Source organism: Arthrobacter rhombi (genome assembly GCF_900163545.1).
Taxonomy (GTDB): domain Bacteria; phylum Actinomycetota; class Actinomycetes; order Actinomycetales; family Micrococcaceae; genus Arthrobacter_H; species Arthrobacter_H rhombi_A.
In genome coordinates this window covers 48,972-66,092 of record NZ_FUHW01000032.1, presented here as the reverse complement: position 1 = coordinate 66,092, position 17,121 = coordinate 48,972, and the positions used below count along the sequence as shown (strand labels likewise).

17 protein-coding genes are annotated in these 17,121 nt (G+C 65.2%); 7 read left to right on the top strand and 10 right to left on the bottom strand.

All coding sequences use genetic code 11. The annotated features are described in order from the left end of the window. The 3 genes from FM101_RS08830 to FM101_RS08820 all read right to left on the bottom strand — a co-directional run bounded on the left by FM101_RS08830 (window position 1) and on the right by FM101_RS08820 (window position 2,724). Window positions 1-1,266, bottom strand: coding sequence for an amidase family protein (locus FM101_RS08830; protein WP_086998469.1), 1,266 nt, complete (start codon window positions 1,264-1,266; stop codon window positions 1-3). 226 nt (window positions 1,267-1,492) lie between these two features. Continuing rightward, on the bottom strand, window positions 1,493-2,116 hold the full coding sequence (locus FM101_RS16200) for an RES family NAD+ phosphorylase (protein ID WP_428844152.1): 624 nt from the start codon (window positions 2,114-2,116) through the stop codon (window positions 1,493-1,495). Beyond that, window positions 2,113-2,724 carry a hypothetical protein gene (locus tag FM101_RS08820; protein WP_143269256.1) on the bottom strand — a complete coding sequence of 204 codons (612 nt, stop codon included), beginning with the start codon at window positions 2,722-2,724 and terminating at the stop codon, window positions 2,113-2,115. The genes FM101_RS16200 and FM101_RS08820 overlap by 4 nt, the downstream gene beginning before the upstream one ends. A 177-nt stretch (window positions 2,725-2,901) precedes the next feature. On the opposite strand from FM101_RS08820, the gene FM101_RS08815 reads away from it, so the two are divergent. The 5 genes from FM101_RS08815 (at window position 2,902) to FM101_RS08795 (ending at window position 8,821) form a co-directional block, all read left to right on the top strand. Next, window positions 2,902-4,473: a fumarylacetoacetate hydrolase family protein gene (locus tag FM101_RS08815; RefSeq protein ID WP_281255513.1), complete on the top strand. Its 1,572-nt coding sequence runs from the start codon at window positions 2,902-2,904 to the stop codon at window positions 4,471-4,473. 9 nt (window positions 4,474-4,482) lie between these two features. Then, window positions 4,483-5,142, top strand: coding sequence for a GntR family transcriptional regulator (locus tag FM101_RS08810; protein ID WP_086998746.1), 660 nt, complete (start codon window positions 4,483-4,485; stop codon window positions 5,140-5,142). Between the two features lie 27 nt (window positions 5,143-5,169). Beyond that, window positions 5,170-6,675, top strand: coding sequence for a 5-carboxymethyl-2-hydroxymuconate semialdehyde dehydrogenase (hpaE, locus tag FM101_RS08805; protein ID WP_086998459.1), 1,506 nt, complete (start codon window positions 5,170-5,172; stop codon window positions 6,673-6,675). A gap of 47 nt (window positions 6,676-6,722) precedes the next feature. Then, complete coding sequence (hpaD, locus tag FM101_RS08800; protein ID WP_086998456.1) at window positions 6,723-7,820, top strand: 3,4-dihydroxyphenylacetate 2,3-dioxygenase; 1,098 nt, start codon at window positions 6,723-6,725, stop codon at window positions 7,818-7,820. Window positions 7,821-7,897: 77 nt separating this feature from the next. Continuing rightward, on the top strand, window positions 7,898-8,821 hold the full coding sequence (locus FM101_RS08795; protein WP_179204281.1) for an alpha/beta hydrolase: 924 nt from the start codon (window positions 7,898-7,900) through the stop codon (window positions 8,819-8,821). Here FM101_RS08795 and FM101_RS08790 read toward each other — a convergent pair. The 3 genes from FM101_RS08790 to FM101_RS08780 all read right to left on the bottom strand — a co-directional run bounded on the left by FM101_RS08790 (window position 8,818) and on the right by FM101_RS08780 (window position 11,555). Continuing rightward, window positions 8,818-10,215 (bottom strand): MFS transporter, encoded by a 1,398-nt coding sequence (locus tag FM101_RS08790; RefSeq protein ID WP_086998743.1) that lies wholly within the window; start codon window positions 10,213-10,215, stop codon window positions 8,818-8,820. The genes FM101_RS08795 and FM101_RS08790 overlap by 4 nt on opposite strands. Before the next feature lie 193 nt (window positions 10,216-10,408). Then, window positions 10,409-10,840 (bottom strand): hypothetical protein, encoded by a 432-nt coding sequence (locus FM101_RS08785; protein WP_245806664.1) that lies wholly within the window; start codon window positions 10,838-10,840, stop codon window positions 10,409-10,411. 127 nt (window positions 10,841-10,967) lie between these two features. After that, window positions 10,968-11,555, bottom strand: a complete 588-nt coding sequence (locus FM101_RS08780; RefSeq protein ID WP_086998451.1) for a helix-turn-helix domain-containing protein — start codon at window positions 11,553-11,555, stop codon at window positions 10,968-10,970. Window positions 11,556-11,850: 295 nt separating this feature from the next. Between FM101_RS08780 and FM101_RS08775 the strand changes: the two genes are divergently transcribed. Continuing rightward, window positions 11,851-12,522, top strand: coding sequence for a phosphoribosyltransferase (locus FM101_RS08775; RefSeq protein ID WP_086998448.1), 672 nt, complete (start codon window positions 11,851-11,853; stop codon window positions 12,520-12,522). Here FM101_RS08775 and FM101_RS08770 read toward each other — a convergent pair. The 3 genes from FM101_RS08770 to FM101_RS08760 form a co-directional block, all read right to left on the bottom strand. Further along, the gene (locus FM101_RS08770) at window positions 12,508-12,762 is read right to left on the bottom strand and encodes a hypothetical protein (RefSeq protein WP_086998446.1); all 255 of its coding nucleotides are present in this window, start codon (window positions 12,760-12,762) and stop codon (window positions 12,508-12,510) included. The genes FM101_RS08775 and FM101_RS08770 overlap by 15 nt on opposite strands. 134 nt (window positions 12,763-12,896) lie before the next feature. Beyond that, window positions 12,897-14,228 carry an MFS transporter gene (locus tag FM101_RS08765; protein ID WP_086998443.1) on the bottom strand — a complete coding sequence of 444 codons (1,332 nt, stop codon included), beginning with the start codon at window positions 14,226-14,228 and terminating at the stop codon, window positions 12,897-12,899. Window positions 14,229-14,373: 145 nt separating this feature from the next. Beyond that, entirely contained in the window at window positions 14,374-14,913 is a 540-nt protein-coding gene (locus FM101_RS08760; protein WP_086998440.1) for a flavin reductase family protein, read from the bottom strand. A 158-nt stretch (window positions 14,914-15,071) separates the two neighbouring features. On the opposite strand from FM101_RS08760, the gene FM101_RS08755 reads away from it, so the two are divergent. Continuing rightward, the gene (locus FM101_RS08755) at window positions 15,072-15,788 is read left to right on the top strand and encodes an IclR family transcriptional regulator (RefSeq protein WP_086998439.1); all 717 of its coding nucleotides are present in this window, start codon (window positions 15,072-15,074) and stop codon (window positions 15,786-15,788) included. 22 nt (window positions 15,789-15,810) lie between these two features. Here the strand turns inward: FM101_RS08755 and FM101_RS08750 are convergent, their stop codons facing one another. Beyond that, the gene (locus tag FM101_RS08750; RefSeq protein ID WP_086998738.1) at window positions 15,811-17,103 is read right to left on the bottom strand and encodes an MFS transporter; all 1,293 of its coding nucleotides are present in this window, start codon (window positions 17,101-17,103) and stop codon (window positions 15,811-15,813) included. Between the last annotated feature and the right edge of the window lie 18 nt (window positions 17,104-17,121).

Sequence of the window (17,121 nt, the reverse complement as noted above, 5' to 3'; positions counted from 1 at the left end):
TCAGCGGCCCAGCGGCTGCTCGAGGCGTCGCCCCAACGCCAGCAGCGCGCGGTCGGCAAAGCACGCCCCCTGCACCGTGATCCCCACGGGAAGGCCGCCGGCCGCGACAGAGGACGGCAGGGTCAGCATCGGTGCCCCGAGCATCGTTCCCTGCCCGGTGTTGCGCGTGTAGAGGCCGAAGGTGGATACCGGCCCGCCGAGGTGTTCGACCGTCTCGTCCTGCCCCAGTAGCGGTGCCGGGGCCGGAGTGCCGGGGAACATCAAGCCGTCCACGGAGTGCCGCGCCAGCAGCTGCGCATACGCGATGCGAGCCCGGGCCACCTCCGCCTGGGCGCGGGCGTATTCCTCGGTCGTGACCGGATGCGCCAGCTCGGCGTCGAGGACGGCGCGCACGTCGGGGCTGACGACGGATTCGACCAGACGTTTGAACGCTGCCTCGGGCGGCAGGTCGTAGTCCCGGGCGGCGACGTCGGCCAGCAGGCGATGGGACTCCCACAACACGATCGGCATCTCGGCGGCCCGTGTCAGGTCAAGAACGCGGCCCAGCTCCAGGTCAACGGGCTCGATGGACTTTCCCCACGAGTCAAGGGCCGCGGAGAACGCGGATGCGGTGGCCGGATCCAGTTCCTCGACCAGCTCCTCCGGTATCCCCAGACGTGGACGGGAGGTGGGCGTGCCACCGTCGGTGCCCGGCGCAACGACTGCGTCGAGGCGATCGATGTCGGCCACGGTGCGAGCGAACAGGCCCGGGGTGTCCCGCGTCCAGGACAGGCCGACCAAACCGGCAGCGGGCCACCGGCCGGTACTTGGCCGGAAACCGACCACCCCGCACAGGCTGGCCGGGATCGTCACCGATCCCCCGGTGTCGGTACCCAAAGCCACCGGCACGTCGCCGCGGGCCACGGCGGCAGCACTGCCACCGGAGGAACCGCCGGCCGCGCGGGTGGGATCGACGGGGTTCCTCACCGGACCGAAGACGGCGTTTTTCGACGTGATCCCGAAGGCGAGCTCGTGCATGTTCGTGATGCCCGCGACGACGGCGCCTGCCTCCCGCAGTGCGGCCACGACGGGGGCGTCGGCCTCCTCGGGCCCGAGGTCCAGGCCACGGCAGCCGGCCGAGCGATGGAACCCGCGCACAGCGATGTTGGCCTTGACGGCGATCGCGAACGGCTCGCCGGTCCGTGGTTGCGCCTGGATCTGGGATGCGGAGGCGAGCTGGGTCCAACCACCGGCCTCCGGGCGCTCAATGGGGCGGATGTCGTTCATGCGGTGGTCTCCTCAGGGGCGGGTCGGACGAGCCTAGCTGCAGTATCGCATCGGGGCGAGATCGGACCGGGAATCCATGGTGGCCTCCTCGGCGCCATCTTGACCGTCGACGGTGTTCCGCTGCGGCTTCGCCCTTGATGGGCCCTGCGGGGCGCGTCTCCTGTCCCCCAACGACGACCTGCCGCCGCAGCTCACCGAGACGGTAGGCAGCGAACCTGTCCACTCTTCAGCGAAGGGGCCACCGCAACGTGTCCGCAGCCTTGAGCGCCATCTGCTCCACGGAAACGTGGGTCAACGGCCGCGAGAGGCTCGGAGCTGCCGGAAAGGCTGTGGCCGCGCGGGCGAACAATACGACCACGGGATTCCCCGTCAACGTGGAAGGCACGTGGAGTCCGTCGATTCGGCTCCCCAACTCGACATGGATTCTTTCTGCCCAGTTTCGACAGGTGCTTTTCGGCGCTGCCGGTAATGATGCGGACGCGCCGTGATGCAGCGCCCAGTGGTTTGCCGTCAGGTCGAGCAATTCCAGACTCCGTGACGGCATCCAGGCGGTCAACACGTACTGATCCGTCAGGGTGACGGCGCGGCGCCCTTGGAACACCTCGGCAAACGCCGTCGTAGGGTCGATCGCCGTGTACGAGATGCCAACACCAGGATGATGTCCTCTGGGTAGGGGATGCGGTTCCCAGCGAAACTGTTGAAGTGGACCAAAATCGCGAAGTCCATTCCAAGCCATCCGGTGGGTCCCGTTGACTCGATGGATGCGCCAGAGTGGCCCGACGTGTTGGCAGATGTCCCCGAGAGCCAGTGTCAACGGCCGGTCCGGCCGTTGCGGATTCTTGGCTGTCACGCCCAACCCAGCACGTCGGCGATCCCGACCACGGTTTCCGGTTCCCCGCCTCCCGACAACCACTCAACCGGCGAACGACCGCCAAGTGGCTCCTGCGGGTCAACCATAAATGCCTCCACATCGAGTGGGTGGTAGTCGTCAGGAAGAGCAGTCAAAATGTGACGAAGACCGGGCAGGATCCGCCCATCCCCAGTGATCTGCCATTCCGGGAACAGGCGCTCCCTACTCGTCGTGGCTGAGCCAACGCTGTACAGATCTCCCCTCGCGAGGGAGCGACGCACATTCGACGGCTCCCGGCCGAGCAAACGAGCCACCTCAGAAGTCGTCAGCGCCCGGTCCCGAGCCTGCCTCACCGCTTCCGTCTGGCGCTTCGCGACTTCCAAACGTGAGAAGTTTCCTGCCTCGGGCGTGAAGTCTTCGCTCGTGGCCCCGCCATGCTCGATGAGGAACTCCCGCTCACCTGCCGTGAGTCCTTCAGAAGTACCGAGCGCTTCGTCGAGGACCTCCAGAACAACATCGGCTGAAATCGCAGCGTGACGATGTTCTAGTGCACGCGCAATGCGGTCACGAACGATGTCCATCGAGCTCTCCGTGTTCATGGCCTCCATCCCCCAATGATACGCGGGTTTACGGCGCATCACAACGCATCATCTACGACGTCACTCGCCCCGCCGGACCCGCGACAGACGGGAGCAACAACAAGCCCTGCAGTCCTTGACGTGACCTGGTCCACAGGGCATGATAGATCGTATACGATTTCGTACATTACAGGAGGAACCGTGGCGTTGGAGCAGAACCCCGTAGCGAACACCGGCGAACAGGGCGCAGCCGGGACCGTCCCGGTCGACGAGTCCATGATCGACGCGGTCGGCAAGGTGCTGGCCGTCCACCTCAGCTATGCCTCCCGGGCCGCCCAGCGCGGGCGCACCCCGGAGCATCCTTCCTACTTCATGAAGGCCGCTTCCTCGCTTTCGGTCTCCGGCACCGGGGTCGAACGCCCCGCCGGCACCGAGGCCCTGGCCTTCGAAGGCGAGATCGCCTTGGTCATCGGCACCACGGCCCGCCGGGTCTCCCCCGATCAGGCCTGGGCCCACGTCGGCGGGGTCACCGCGTCGAACGATCTGGGCGTCTACGACATGAAATACGCGGATAAAGGCTCCAACGTCCGCTCCAAATCCGGCGACGGCTTCACCCCCATCGGCCCGGCCCTTCTGCCGGCGGCCTCCATCGACCCGTCGAACCTGCGCATCCGCACCTGGGTCAACGACGAACTCGTCCAGGACGACACCACCGCGGGACTGATCTTCGACTTCGCCCGCATGGTCGCCGACCTCTCCCAGCTGATGACGCTGGAACCCGGGGACGTCATCCTCACCGGCACCCCCGCCGGCTCCTCGGTCATCGTCCCCGGGGATACCGTCGAGGTCGAGGTCGACGACCCGGCCTCGGGCCTGAGCACCGGCCGGCTGTCCACCCCGGTCACCCAGGGCACCACGGCGATGGGCAGCTTCGGGAATCAGCCCCGGCTCTCCGAAACCGACCTCATCGACGCCTACGGCTCCCGCGAGGCAGCCTCCACCGCCGGAGCCCTCTCCCCCGCAGCCGACGACTCCACCGAGCAGTCTCCTGCCGTCGTCCTCACCGATGAGCTCAAGGCGAAGCTGAACGCCGTGGCCACCGCCACGATCTCCGCCACGCTGCGCAAGCACGGGCTGAACAACGTCTCGATCGATGGCCTGCACCCGACCAAGACCGGACGCAAGGTCATCGGCACCGCGCGGACCCTGCGCTTCGTCCCCAACCGCGAGGACCTGTTCAAGTCCCACGGTGGTGGCTTCAACGCCCAGAAGCGGGCCATCGACTCGGTGAACGAGGGCGAGATCCTGGTCATGGAGGCCCGCGGCGAAAAGGGCTCCGGCACCCTGGGCGATATCCTGGGCCTGCGCGCCCAGGTCCGCGGCGCGGCGGCCATCATCACCGATGGTGGGGTCCGTGACCTCACGGCAGTCTCCGAACTGGAGATCCCCGCCTATTACAGCGGCGCCCACCCGGCGGTCCTGGGCCGCAAGCATGTGCCGTGGGATACCGACCTCACCATTGCCTGCGGCGGCACGACCGTGCAGCCGGGGGACATCATCGTCGCCGACGACGACGGCATCCTGGTCATCCCGCCGGCACTGGCCGAGCAGGTCGCCGACGAGGCGATGGAGCAGGAACGCAAGGACGAGTTCACCTTCGAACAGGTCCGGCAGGGACACCAGGTCGAGGGACTGTTCCCGATGAACGCCGCCTGGAAATCCATGTACGACGCCTGGATCGCCTCCGGCGGTTCCACCGTCGGCCTCGACCCGAAGTAGGACCCCGTGATTGCCACGAGTAAATCCGAGCAGGCCTACACCCTGCTCAGTGACCGGATCGCCTCCGGCGCCCTGGTACCTGGCTACCGCCTGGTCCTGGGGACCATCGCCGCGGAACTGGGCTGCAGTGTGGTCCCGGTGCGGGAGGCGATCCGCAAACTCGAGGCCGAGGGCCTGGTCCGTTTCGAACGCAATGTCGGGGCCACCGTCGCCTCGCTGGATACCGACCTGTATCTGCACACCATGCAGACCCTCTCGATCATCGAAGGGGCGGCCACCGCCCTGGCCGCCCCGCTGCTGAGCACCGAAGACCTGGCCCGGGCCCGGGAGATCAACGAATCCCTGCGCCGGACACTCACGGACTTTGATCCGCGCCGCTTCACCGAGCTGAACAACCAGTTCCATGCGGTGCTCTACGAAAACTGCCCCAATCCACACATCCTGGACCTCGTCCATCGTGGCTGGGCCCGATTGGCTGCCATGCGTTCGACGTCCTTCGGCCAGATTCCCGGCCGGGCACATCATTCGGTGGCCGAACATGATGCCCTGCTGGATCTCCTCGCCACCGGGGCCCCGGCCGAAGAGATCGAAAAAGCGGCCCGCGCCCACCGCACCAACACCCTCAACGCCTACCTCGCAGCCGCCGGCCAACCGCCGTCGGCCCTCTAAACCATCCGTCCACGGAAGGAACACCCCTTGAGCAAGCATTTCGTCCCCGAAAACCTGCCCACCCACCTGCAGCATTATATTGGCGGGAAGTTCGTCGATTCCGTCGGCGGCGAGACCTTCGAGGTCCTCGACCCGGTCACCAACACCACCTACGCCACTGCCGCTTCCGGTCAGCAGGCAGACATCGACGCAGCTGTCGCCGCCGCCCGTGAAGCCTTCACCCACGGCCCCTGGCCAACCATGAAGCCCCGCGCCCGGGCCAAGGTCCTCTACGCGATCGCCGACGCCGTCGTCGCCCAGGAGGACCGTCTGGCCGAGATGGAGACCTTCGATACCGGTCTGCCGATCACCCAGGCGCGTGGCCAGGCCCAGCGCGCTGCCGAGAACTTCCGGTTCTTCGCCGACCTGATCGTTGCCCAGCACGATAACGCGCTGAAGGTCCCCGGGGCACAGTTGAACTATGTGAACCGCAAGCCGATCGGCGTCGCAGGGCTCATCACCCCCTGGAACACCCCGTTCATGCTCGAATCCTGGAAGCTGGCCCCCTCCATCGCCTCGGGTTGCACCGTGGTCCTGAAGCCCGCCGAATTCACTCCGCTCTCGGCCTCGCTGTGGGCGAAGATCTTCGAAGAGGCGGGCTTGCCCGAAGGCGTCTTCAACCTGGTCAACGGCTTCGGCGAATCCGCAGGGGACGCACTGGTGAAGCACCCCCAGGTCCCGCTGATCTCCTTCACCGGCGAATCCACCACCGGCCAGACGATCTTCCGCAATTGTGCTGAGGGCCTGAAGGGCATGTCGATGGAACTCGGTGGCAAGTCCCCCGCCATCGTGTTCGACGACGCGGACTTCGATGCGGCCATCGACTCCACCGTCTTCGGGGTATTCTCGCTGAACGGCGAGCGCTGCACGGCCGGTTCGCGCATCCTGGTCCAGCGCGGGATCTACGACCAGTTCGTCGAGGCCTACGCGGCCCGTGCGAAGAACATCGTGGTGGGCGACCCCCACGATCCCGCCACCGAGGTCGGAGCGCTCGTACACCCGGAGCACTATGACAAGGTCATGTCCTACGTCGAGATCGGCAAATCCGAAGGCCGGCTCGTGGCCGGCGGTGGCCGCCCCGAAGACCTTCCCGAAGGCCAGGAAAACGGTTCCTACATCGCCCCGACGGTCTTCGTCGACGTGGCCCCCGACGCTCGGATCTTCCAGGAGGAGATCTTCGGACCCGTCGTGGCGATCACTCCCTTCGACACCGAGGAGGAGGCCCTGGAACTGGCGAATAACACCAAGTACGGGCTGGCCGCCTATGTGTGGACCAACGACCTCAAGCGCAGCCACAACTTCGCTCAGGCGGTCGAGGCCGGCATGGTGTGGCTCAACAGCCATAACGTGCGTGACCTGCGTTCCCCCTTCGGGGGCGTGAAGTCCTCTGGCCTGGGCCATGAGGGCGGCTACCGTTCGATCGATTTCTACACCGATCAGCAGGCTGTGCACATCACGCTCGGCGAGGTCCACACCCCCAAGTTCGGCGCCTGAACGCCGGCAACGACGCCGCCGTTGACCCCACTTCCTAAGGAACCATCATGAGCATCTCAACCGTCACCACCTCAGTTCCCGCACCGGATATCGTGCGCTGTGCCTATATGGAGATCGTGGTCACCGATCTGGCCCGCTCCCGCGAATTCTATGTGGACCTGCTGGGCCTGCACGTGACCTACGAGGACGAGCACGCCATCTACCTGCGTTCCTTCGAGGAGTTCATCCACCACAACCTGGTGCTGACTCTGGGGCCGGTGGCCGCCGTGGCAGCCTTCGCCTACCGGGTGAAGTCACCGGCAGAGGTCGACGCCGCCGAGGCCTACTTCAAGGAACTCGGCTGCCGCACCGAACGCCGCCAGGACGGGTTCGTCCGGGGCATCGGCGACTCGGTCCGGGTGGAGGACCCGCTGGGTTTCCCCTACGAGTTCTTCTACGACGTCGAGCATGTCGAGCGTCTGCACCAGCGCTACGACCTCTACTCCGCCGGTGAGCTGGTTCGTCTGGACCACTTCAACCAGGTCACCCCCGATGTCCCGCGGGGCCGCGACTACCTGGAGGGGCTGGGCTTCCGCGTCTCGGAGGACATCCAAGACGCCGATGGCGTCACTTATGCGGCCTGGATGCACCGCAAGCAGACGGTCCATGACACGGCCCTGACCGGTGGGGATGGACCGCGGATGCACCACGTCGCTTTCGCCACCCACGAGAAGCACAACATCATCCAGATCTGCGACAAGATGGGCGCCCTGCGCATTTCCGACAGGATCGAACGCGGCCCCGGCCGGCATGGGGTGTCCAACGCCTTCTACCTGTACATCCTGGATCCGGACGACCACCGGATCGAGATCTACACGCAGGACTACTACACCGGGGATCCCGATAACCCCACGATCACCTGGGATGTGCACGATAACCAGCGTCGCGACTGGTGGGGCAACGCAGTGGTCCCCTCCTGGTACACCGAGGCCTCCCTGGTCCTGGACCTGGACGGCAACCCGCAGCCGGTCACCATCCGTGAGGACAAGTCCGAGATGGCGGTGACCGTCGGTGCCGACGGTTTCTCCTACACCCGGGCTCCCGGGGACGGAGCAACCGAGGAGCCGGGCGAGGACGTCGGTTTCAAGATGGGCCACCAGCTCTAAAACCCGGGAACCAGGGGTGCGGCGTCATGGACGTCGCACCCCTTTTCCGTGTTCCTGCCCCGCTAGGCTGTGAACCTATGAGGCTCCTTCGGCTCTATTCCGGCGCATGCATCCTGGCCCTGGTGGGTATCCCCGCGTGGATGCTGCTGGACAATCCTGCCGTATTGCGTGGACATCCGCTGCTCCCGGCGCTCTGTGCCGTGGCACTGCTCGGCGGCATCATCTGGGCCACCGTCCTGTTCATAGGCCGCAGCCGATCGGCCAGATCTCATCCGAAACGCCGTGTCTTGCACCTGATCGGGGCAGTGGCCATCCGCACCCTGGTCTTGATGCTGCTGGCCGGACTCCTCTGGCTCAATCCCTTCAGGGCGGTCGCTCTGGAACAGGGGCTACCTGACGGCGTCGTGATGCGCGAGAGCCCCACTAGCATCACTCTGAGCGCGCCCAACGCTTCCTCGACTGGTTTCGTCTTCTACCCTGGTGCGCGGGTGGAGGCGTTGGCCTACCGCGATCTATTGGCACCCCTGGCAGCAGAGGGAATCACGGTGGTCATCCTCAAGGAGCCCTTGGGACTGTCGATCATCGATTCCGGCCAAGCCGGCCCACTGCTGTCCAAACATCCACTGATCACCCGTTGGGCCGTGGGCGGCCATTCCCTCGGCGGGGTTTCAGCAGGAATTTTCGCCGAGGACGAGCCACAAGTCTCCGGGCTCATCCTGTGGGGTTCCTACCCCGTTTCGGACCTTTCCCGAATCGACCGGCTGTCCGGCCTGAGCATCTCGGGATCCGACGACGGCCTGAGTACACCTGCCACGGTCCGCGACGCCGTACCGCTCCTCCCCCGGCCCACCACCTCAGTGGTTATCGACGGGGGCATCCATGCCTACTTCGGGAACTACGGTCCCCAACCCGGGGATGGAACCCCGCAGACCGGCCGGGCCTCGGCGCAGGAGCAAATCCTGGGGGCCACGCAGGAATTCCTAGCCGGGCTGGGCACCTAGACGGGCTGCTGTTGCCGTCGACGCTGATCCGCCAAGGCAACGGCCAGCGTCACCAGCACCACGATCCCGATCACCGAGAATGCCGCGGTGAAGGCTGTCGTCCAATCCGTGAGCGCCAGGATCGCGAAGAACACGGCAGTAACCAGGGCCAGCCCCACCGCGGTCCCGATGCGCTGGCCGGTTTGCAGCACTCCCCCGGCGCTGCCAGCATATTCTTGCGGGACCTCGGCCAGGGTCAGCGCCTGGTTGGGGGAAATAATTGACCCCTGCCCCAGGCCCACAAAGCACATCGAACCCAACAGCCACCAGATACTCAGGATGCCTGCCGCTTCCAGTTGGACGACCAGGACCGTGAGCAACAGCCCCACGAAGGCACTGATAATGCCACCGATGACAATCTTCCGCCCGAAATCCATGACACGTTTCCCGGCCCAGTTCGAACTCACCGCTGCCAGCAGTGCCGCGGGAAGACCCAGCAGGCCCGTCTGGAGGGCGCTGAGCCCCAAACCGTCCTGCACGTAGAGGGCGATCAGCACCCAAACGCTCGTCACCCCCAGGAAATACAGTCCGGCAATAATGGTCCCCAAGGTGAAGCTGCGGGTCCTGAAGAGTTCCAAATCGACCATGGGGCTACCGCCGCGCTGTTTATAGGACCGCTCCCACATGATCCACAGTCCCAGCAGGGCCATTCCCACCGGCAGCAGCAGCCACGCCCACGCAGAGCCCTCCGACTCGACGAAGGGCAGCAGCAGACCCAACACGCTGAACCCCAACAGCAGAGCACCCACCGGGTCCAAATCGAATTTTTGTTTCGGTTGAACGCTCGAGAGTTCCTTGCCGGTCTTCGGTGCCGCACTGCGACGGATCAGGAGCGGCCGCGGGAACCATTTAAGCGCCAGCACCACCGCGACGATCCCCACCGGAACGTTGACCAGGAAGGTCCAACGCCACCCGGTTTCGGCACCGAAGGTCTCGATGATCAGGCCGCCCATCAACGGCCCGAAGGCCACCGAGACCCCGACCACGCTGCCCAGGGCCCCGAAGGCCCGCCCGCGTTCGCGGCCCCTGAAGTATTGCTGGATCATCCCCACGACCTGGGGGTTCAGCAGCCCGGAGCCGACGCCTTGGACGAACCGGGCAATGTTCAGGCTCGTCGGGTCCGGGGCCAGGCCGGCAGCGACCGCCGAAAGGGTAAAGACCGTGACCCCGGCCAGGAACAACGGCCCCCGGCCCAGGATGTCCCCGGCACGGCCGGCGGCGACCAACACGACACCGAAGGTCAGGGCGTAGCCCGAGAGGACCCACTGAAGATCCGATTGCGAGGCGTCGAGGCCGGATTGGATGGAGGGCAGGGCAACATTGACGATGCTGACGCCGACCAACGACATGAACATCGTGACCAGCAGGACGATGAGGATGCGCCACCGGCGCGGATCCGGAACATAAGGCGTCTCGTCGGGGTCGGCAGGGGAAGGGGTCACAGCACCATTCAAGCACTGACGGGTCCGGTGCGTTGCCCAACTCGATCCACGTTGGTGGACATTACTTGGTGAAAAAGCAGGCTTGGATGACCGACGCGGAACCGGACTAGCGCCGGTAGTCTCCGCGAACGCGAAATGCCCGGGCTGCCGCGAGAGCCTCTCCGGCGACGATCAAGTAGTTTTCTCGTCCTGCTGACAAGGGGATGGATTCTTCGCCGTACTTCTCGTAGGCGAGATCAACGAGCTCCTCGGGAGTGTCTATATCCAGCGCGCTGGCCACGCGTTCGAGGTCCTCGATATCCTTGCTACGTTCAGCTGCGAGTTTCATGGCGGCCAGCGTTGGCAAGTCAGCCAGCGATACGGCGGCAGGTGTTCCAGGAATGTTCGCGGCCCACTCGGCACCGTCCGGGATGAAAGCCGTGGCATGGGAATTCAACCAACGCGCTGGCAGCACGTACTCAGCGGCCATTTCTGTGGCGACCTCGTCGATGATCTTGTTGGAGTACCGGGCGTCGATGTCTTCGGTCGAGCGTTCCAATAGACCGTGAAGGATCAGCGCGGCACCGCCAACGATCTGAATGTCCTGGCGACGCCACGCTTCTCGAGCCGGGATTCGAGCTCAACGAGTAGCCCAAGGATTGCTTCTCGGGTGAATCCCGGCATGCTCATGCGCGAGTCAGGTCCCTCTCCCGCATCCAGACGTTCATGGAAGCCAATTCACGAGGCGTCTCCCGTCGGATCAGGTCCTTCATCGCCTTGCTCATGGGGTGGAGTTTTTCTGAGGGGAACATCGGGCTGGATGCCGGCTTCGAGTCCTTGGCCCATCGGGGAGAGCACGAACCAACCTTGGCTGCTGCCCAACGGGTGATGGCGGCAAGCGCGGCACGGTAGGCCTGATCCTTGATCCGCGGCGCCCGGGTGATCATCATGGACGGCCCCTCTTCGACGACCCGTTGGGCGTATTCCCCCAGAAGGCGCAAGGCAAAATCGTAGTCGCCCCGGGACAATGTGGATTCGAAGTCGATCCTGAAGTCGCGCTCGTGAGGGCCTGCAGTGACGTTCAAATCCAGTTTGTTCAGGACAATGAGAGTCAAGCCCAGCGAGGCGCCGGGGTGGCCAGCCTCGAGGTCACCAAGGAATTTCCTGGAAACCCCTGCCTCCCTAGCCAGTTCCAGCTGCGTCCAGCCGCGCCGCTTGCGGGCGGAACGAATGCGTTCACCTACCATCGCGGCATCAATTCCTCTGGTTTCCATGCCTCCATGATGTCACCAACTGGTGACATGACGTATACCTCGCGTTGACTCTTCCGGGATGTCTCCGAAGGTGGCCATACGTTGCCGCACAGCAAAACCTCCGGATGCTTCAGAGCATTCAGAACCGAATCAGGTCAAACCGCTATGGGTGGGACTGACCGGCTGGCACCGCGATCAGGCCCGGGGCGTTGCCCAGGCTGAGCAGCGCTCCCACGGGAGCCCGGACCATCGGGCAGTCGGTTTCGACGCCACGCCCGAGACTGGTCACCCTAGAACTTCCGGGCGACAATAGGGCATGGGACTCTTTCGATCAGACGCCCGTCCCTTTTCGGACCGGGACTACGCAGGCCGCCATCTGGCCAGCCATCTGGACACCTACCGAGACCAATCTGACTCCGTCGTCGTGCTGGGCCTGGCCCGTGGCGGTGTACCGATTGCGGCGGCCGTGGCCCGCATCCTCGATGCCCCCTTCGACGCGCTGGTTGTGCGCAAGCTCGGCGTCCCCGGCCAGAAGGAACTCGCTTTCGGCGCCTTGGCCGCCCACGGACCGGATCAAGCCGAAGTACTGATGAACGAGGTTCTGGCCACCCTTCCCCCGGAAACACGCAGCAAGGCCGCCCTGGATGAAGTCCGGGACCGCGAATCCAGGGAACTACGACGCCGCCAGCTCTCCTATCTACGCCGGCGCGGCATCGATGTCGGCGAACAAGACGTCATCCTGTGCGATGACGGTCTGGCTACCGGGGCGTCAATGCTCGCGGCCATCAAGGTCATCCGCCAAGGAAACCCCAACCGCGTGATCGTCGCTTCCCCGGTGGGCCCACCCGAGGTGTGCGCACAACTGGCAGCGGTAGCCGACGAACTAGTGTGCCCGCTGCAGCCGGAAGAATTCGGTGCGGTCGGTGAGTTCTATGCCAACTTCGCCCAGGTCAGCGACGAGGACGTGCTGCGCCTACTGGGCGGCTAGGCCACGCACCGTGGCTCGACGCCTTCGCCATCTGACGAGCTCGACGGTCATAGTGCCCACGACTCCGGCAATGAGGAACATCCAGAACAACGCCTCGGGGCCGACCAGCGCGATGGCCACCGCGGTGAAGACGAGGGCCCACCACAGCTGATGGCGCCATTGGGGCCTCCGGATACCTCCGGGCTCGACGGGGCCCGACTCACGGACATCATCCAGCCGCACTTCCCGCATCGGGTCCATTGGAATCCCCCTCTTGGTTGCTCGTGGGTTACATCCTGCCATGGCCGAAATGACACCCCTCCCCCACGAGGACGGCCGCCCCACCCCCGAAGTGAATCCGGAAGGTGGGGCGGCCGTCGTCGTCCTCGGCGTTTCTACTTCTCGACGTAGTCCACGTGGTGTTCAACCATCAGGTCGACCCCGCGGGTTTCCTTCACCATGGAGACGGCGATCAAGGAGATGATCGAGATGACCACCACATAGATCCCGATGCTCCAGGAATGCCCGGTCTTCTCCAGCAGCAGCGCCGCGATCAGCGGGGCGAAGGCACCACCGAGGATCGCACCGAGTGCGTAGCCGATGGAGACCCCTGAGTAGCGAACCCTGGCGGGGAACATCTCGGCATAGAGTGCCGACTGCGGGCCGTAGGACAAGCCCAGTCCGATGGTCAGAACGAACAGCGCCACGAAGTACCAGTAGATGTTGGCTGTATCAATGAGGAACCACATCGGTACCGCCCAGAGGGCCACCAGGATGTAGCCGAGCTGGAAGGTGCGCACCCGGCCGATCTTGTCGGAGAGGATGCCCCCATACATGGTGAAGATCAGCCAACCGAAGGAGGCCAACGCCGTGGCCAGCAACACGGGGCCACGGTCCATCCCCAACGTCTTGGACGCGTAGGTGGCGAAGAAGGCGATGAGCAGGTAGCCGGCGGCGTTGTTGGCGATGAAGATCAGCGCGGTGAGGACCACTTCACGGGTGTTGTGCTTGAACAGCGTCTTCAGCGGTGCCGATGACTCCTTCTTGCGCTCCTGCAAGGCAGCGAAGACCGGGGACTCCTCCACCGAACGGCGGATGACGTAGCCGACGATGATCAGCACGATCGAGAACAGGAACGGAACGCGCCAGCCCCAGGAAAGGAACTCTTGCTCACCAATGAGGGTGGTCAACAGCCAGATGGTGCCGGTCGCCAGGATCATGCCGCAGGGGACACCGATCTGCGGGTAGGCGCCGAAGAACCCGCGGCGGTGATCCGGTGCGTGCTCAACCGACATCAGGGCGGCTCCGCCCCATTCGCCACCTGCCGAGAAGCCCTGCAAGACGCGCAGCAGGATCAGCAGGATGGCGGCCCATCCGCCGATCTGTGCGTGGGTGGGCAGTACGCCGATCAGCGACGTGGCCAGCCCCATCATGATCAGGGTGAAGACCAGCATCTTCTTGCGACCGAGTTTGTCGCCCAGATGGCCTGCGACGATGGCGCCCAGCGGGCGGAACAGGAACGAGATGCCGATGGAGGCCCAGGAGGCCAGCTGTGCACCGGTTTCCCCCAGCGGGGCGAAGAACAACGGACCGAGGACGAGACCGGCGGCCTGTGCGTAGATGAAGAAGTCGTACCATTCGATGGTGGTTCCGACGAGGGTTCCGGCCAGGACCTTGCGTTCCTCGCGCCGGGTGGCTGCAGTGGGTGCTGCTGCTGACAGGGACATGCGAACTCCAGTGTTCTGCGCTCTCTGCGCTAGGTGCATAACCGACCGAACGGACGGTAAGTGTGATCTATCTCATCGTAACCGATATGTTCGTCAATTTCTCGTCAACATTTCCCATATTTCGCCCAGATGACGACGGCACGGCTTAGAGCAGTTCTTCGACCCCGAGTTGGCTTCCCGGAATGGTGGTGAAGGCGCTATTGGCGAAGGCCAACGCATCGCCGGTGCGGTAGTTGAAGTCCTTCACCTCCCCCAGATACAGGGTGTGGTCCCCGCCGCCGTAGGCGGCCCAGGGGTCGCAGGAGAAATGTGCCAGCACGCCGGCGAGGCGTGGCGCTGTTTCGCCTTCGACCCAAACGGGGTCCGGTCCCGGCTTGCCGGCAAAGTGCAGGGCCAAGGCCTGTTGTTCGGCGCCGAGGATGTTCACCGTGAAGGGCCGGTCAGCGAGCTCGTCGTGGGCGCGGGTGCTGCGGGCGATACTCACCAGCACCAGCGCGGGGTCCATGGACACGGAGGTGAAGGAGTTCACCGTGATCCCGTGGCGTTTAGTGGATCCATCGAAGGTCACGATGGTCACGCCGGTGGCAAAGCGCCCCAGGCTGCCCCTGAAGTGCCGCGGGTCGGTGGTCTCGATCCGGTGCGGTAGGCCGCCTTCGGCTACTTCGCCCTGCGGGTCCACGTCCATGTCCGAGCCTCCGTCGTCAGCGATCAGGACCTTGCCTTCACGACCACAGGTGTTCTATATTCGAACTTCCAGTTCTATGAGAGAACTACTTCAAACGTATCCCGGGCCCCTGCGGCGCACAAGAGGTCGCGCCCCGCCCCTCAGAAAAGGCGGTACCCGTGTCAGAGAGTTCCACGGCCGGTTCCCCGGCGCAAACCCTGTCGCGGGGGCTCCGCGCCCTGGAAATCATCACCGATCGTTCCGAGCCTCCCACGATCGCCGAACTCGCTGACGAGTTGGGCGTCCACCGCTCCATCGCCTACCGGATCCTGCGCACCCTGGAAGATCATGCCCTGGTCCGTCGAGATAGCACCGGCCGCCTCGAGGGGGCTCCGGGGCTGGCGTCCTTGGCCCGTGGAGTCCAGCGCGATCTGCAAAGCGCCGCCCTGCCGGAACTGACCTCACTGGCCAACGAATTGGGGATGACGGCATTTTTGGCCGTCTGGGACCACGAGGACTGCATCACCTTGGTCTCCGTGGAACCACGACACAGCACGGCCACCGTCATGCAGCGTCCCGGTTCGAGGCATCCGTTAACCCATGGCGCCCCGGGCATCGCGATCCAGTCGGCGCATTCGCGCGCCGAATGGGAGGCGGTGGCACCGAAACATCCGTGGCGTGCGGCCGCCGACGACGCCCGGAGGGCAGGATATGCCACGAGCCTGGATGAGGTCATCCCTGGAGTTTCCTCCATCGCTGCGGCCCTTCACGTTCCCGGCCAGACCCCTGCCGCGTTAGCTGTCGTCTATGCCACGGCGGCCCATGAGGTGGACGCCGATACGGTGGGCCACCGCGTGGCCACCGCCGCGGCCACGGTCCAACTGGCGCTGGGCTGATCGTCGTTGCCCGGTCCGGCAGCTAAACGCTGTCGGTGCGCCGCACCCGTCCCAGCGCGTAGGTTCCTGCACCCGAGCCAAAGAGGACGACGGCGGCAGCCGCCGCGACCAGGAACGCCCCCTGCGGCCCCACCACATCGGCCAGTACCCCGGCGAAACCGTTGCCGATCGCGGTGCCGACGACAATCCCGCTGGCGAGCATCGTCATCACGGTGCCCATTCTGCCGATGGGTGCCACGTCTCCTCCGACGGTAAAGATCGTGACCAGAATCGGTCCGATCGGTAGGCCGATCAGCAGCAGGAACACGACCATGGTGCCCATCGTGTCAGGAACCTGCAGCAGCAGGGCCAGCGGAATCAGCAGCAAGGCACAGGCCGCCCAGCGCACCGGTTGCGCCCAGCCACGTGGCCACAGCGAGACGGACAGGGCGGCGATGGCCGAGGTCAGTCCCAAGGCGGCATACAGCAGTCCGCCGGCGCTGGCATGACCGAAAAGTCCCGCATAGGACACGGCCCCGGCAGAGACTGAACCGAAGAGGGTCCCCATCCCCGTCATCCCCAGTACACACAGACCCACGCGCACCACGCGGGCCGGGATCCATCCGGATCCAGGGACTGGTTCGGCGCCGGAATCCTGCAGTTCGATGGCGTGGGAGGTCGGGTGGACCGCGAAGGCCGGAACCAGAACCGCGGTCAAGACGGCGGCCAAGGCCAGCGGTAACCAGGGCGCCGCGAGTGAGGCCAGCACGCCGACGAGCGCCGGTCCCATCACGAAGGTCAGTTCATCGACGGTGCTTTCGTAGCTCAGTGCTGTTTCGAGTTCCCGTCGGCCCCGGGAGCGCCCCTGGGTCAGGGCCATCCAACGCACGCGGGCCAGCGGGCCGACTTGCGGACAACTGGCCCCGGCAGCGAAGGAGATCACGATGACCAGGAGCAGGGATTCGGAGTCGATGATTCCGATGCCGGCCAGGATGAGCACCGCAACGACGAGTGCGTGGAGCAAGGCCACCGGGAGCAGGACGGGCCGTTGGCCCCACCGGTCCGCAGCGTAACCGATCAGCGGCGCACCGATGGCCGAACCAACTCCTACCGCCCCTGCAGCGATCCCACCGCTGGCATAGGATCCGGTCGCGGTGCTGATCAGTGTCAGGGTGCCGATGGTGAGCATGGCCAGAGGCAGTCGGGCGAAGAAAGCCAGCGGGAAGAATCCCGGACCGGCCAGTTCCAGCAGGCTGCGGAAACTACCACGAGAGCGGGGGGTGGTTTCAGTGGCGGGGTGCGCGCCCGTGGTGGGCGCCGAGGGATCGGTGTTCATGTATTTCACGGGTCCTCC